The following is a 1,929-nucleotide window of genomic DNA, read 5'->3' as shown; positions in this document are numbered from 1 at the left end:
GCCGAGGTCGTGCGGCCCAGCGGGGGCCATGCCGGCGGTGGCCCTTCCGGGAGGCGGGGTGTCCGGCCGCCGGGCTGCTGTGTGCCGGGCGGCCGCCCGGGGGGCGTCCCGCCCCCGGGCACCGGCCTCGGAGCGGGTGGCGGGGTGCCGGAGGAGTCCCCTGCGGAGGGCTTCGCGTCCGCAGGGCCGCCGACCGCCTCGTTCACCGTGTCCGCCGCCGAGTCGAAGCGGTCGTCCAGGGAATCGGGTGCGGGTGCGGAGCCCGTGTCATCGGTGGCGCCGTCGTACAACTGCCCCCACCAGGCGTCCTCGTGACCGGTGGACCTGCCTCCCTGCTCGCTCATACCTTGGATTGTCCACCGCGCGGGCCCGATGAAAACGGAGCATCGGGAAATCCGTTCCCGGCACCGCACGGCACACGGCACACCGGCCACTCGGGGCACCTGGAGGCACATCCGTTCGATGCGAGGGGTCGACGCGAGGGGCCGGTGCGCGTCCCCCGCACCTGATCTGCGCCTCCGGTCGTCCTCCGGCACCCTGGACAGATGGGAGCGTGGGATCTCCTGCTGACCGGAGTGGTGATCCTTTTCGGTCTGTGCGGAGTGCTGCTGCCCGGGGTGCCGGGGTCGTGGCTGGTGTGGGCCGCGATCATGTGGTGGGCGCTGAAGGACCCGCGGCCCGTGGCGTGGTGGGTGCTCGTCGGGGCGACGGTGGTCCTGTTCCTCTCCCAGGTGGTCCGCTGGACCCTGCCGCACCGCCGGCTGGAGGCCGGCGGCATCGACGGCCGGGTGCTGGCGTACGCGGGCACGGGGTCGTTCCTGGGCTTCGTGCTGGTGCCCGTGCTGGGCGCGGTGCCGGGTTTCGTGGCCGGGGTCTACGCCTGCGAGCGGATCCGCCTGGGCCGCCACGGCGAGGCGGTGACGGCGACGCGTACGGCGATGCGCTCGGGCGGCTGGAGCGTGCTGACCGAGCTGTTCACCTGCCTGCTGATCACGGCGGCGTGGCTCGGCGCGGTGATCTGGGGCTGAAGCCCACCGGCCCTCGACTCCCGGCCCCCGCCCCGCCCCCGGCCCTCGGCCCTCGGCTACGGACGGAGTACTCCTTCGTGGGTGAGCAGGTGGATCTTGCGGTCCAGACCGCCCGCGTATCCGGTCAGTGCCCCGTCGGCGCCGATCACCCGGTGGCAGGGGCGCACGATCAGCAGCGGGTTCGCGCCGATCGCCCCGCCGACGGCCCGTACCGCGGCCCTGGGGGCGCCGATCCGCGCGGCGATCTCGCCGTAGGACACGGTCGACCCGTAGGGGACGTCGTCGAGCGCGGCCCAGACCTTCTCCCGGAAGGGGGTGCCGGTGGTGAGCAGTGGCAGCCGGAAGTCCTTGAGCTCACCGGCGAAGTACGCGGCGAGCTGCTCCTCGGCCGCGCGGAACGGTCCCGGGTCCTGCCGCCAGTCGTCCCGCACACTGCGCCCGCCCTTCTGCCCGGGCACGGAGAGCGAGGTCAGCGCCCCGTCCGGGCCGGCGGTGAGCAGCAGCGCCCCGAGGGGGCTGTCGACACTGGTCCAGTAGGTGTCCACGGCATCCGCACCGCTGGTCGTCGTGCTCGTCGGGGTGGGTGTCGTGGTGGGTGTCATGGTGTTCATGGGTACTCCAACTCCCCTGCCGTGCGCAGGTGGTTCAGGGCGTATGAGCGCCAGGGGCGCCAGCTGTCGGGCAGGGCGGGGCCGGGCGGGGCCACGTCCGGGTCGCCGAGGGCACGGGTGCGGATCCCGGCGATGGTACGGGCCTCCAGGCCCGGAACGCCGCGCAGGGCGTCCGCGGCCGCGTCCCGGTCGGCGCCGGGGTCGAGCCGTACGGCGCCGTCGGCGAGGGCGGCGGTGAGCGCGCCCAGGGTGTCTTCGGGTTCGGCGCCGGCGAGGGCGGCCGGTTCGGG

At 74.7% G+C, this 1,929-nt stretch carries 2 protein-coding genes and 2 pseudogenes; 1 reads left to right on the top strand and 3 read right to left on the bottom strand.

The window, feature by feature from the left end; genetic code table 11:
* A pseudogene (locus AOK11_RS45860) lies at positions 1-344 on the bottom strand (protein phosphatase 2C domain-containing protein); the annotation flags it as partial.
* A 201-nt stretch (positions 345-545) separates the two neighbouring features.
* Between AOK11_RS45860 and AOK11_RS36500 the strand changes: the two are divergent.
* Positions 546-1,028 (top strand): DUF456 domain-containing protein, encoded by a 483-nt coding sequence (locus AOK11_RS36500; RefSeq protein WP_055597925.1) that lies wholly within the window; start codon positions 546-548, stop codon positions 1,026-1,028.
* Positions 1,029-1,084: 56 nt separating this feature from the next.
* Here the strand turns inward: AOK11_RS36500 and AOK11_RS36495 are convergent, their stop codons facing one another.
* Together AOK11_RS36495 and AOK11_RS36490 are read right to left on the bottom strand one after the other, a co-directional pair.
* A complete protein-coding gene (locus tag AOK11_RS36495) occupies positions 1,085-1,630 on the bottom strand; it encodes a methylated-DNA--[protein]-cysteine S-methyltransferase (RefSeq protein ID WP_055597926.1) in 546 nt (181 codons plus the stop codon).
* A 5-nt stretch (positions 1,631-1,635) separates the two neighbouring features.
* Positions 1,636-1,929 (bottom strand): annotated as a pseudogene (locus tag AOK11_RS36490) (DNA-3-methyladenine glycosylase 2 family protein); the annotation flags it as partial.

The organism is Streptomyces hirsutus (assembly GCF_001418415.1).
GTDB lineage: Bacteria > Actinomycetota > Actinomycetes > Streptomycetales > Streptomycetaceae > Streptomyces > Streptomyces hirsutus.
The sequence above is the reverse complement of the archived record's forward strand: the minus strand, read 5'-3'. Positions and strand labels throughout refer to the sequence as shown.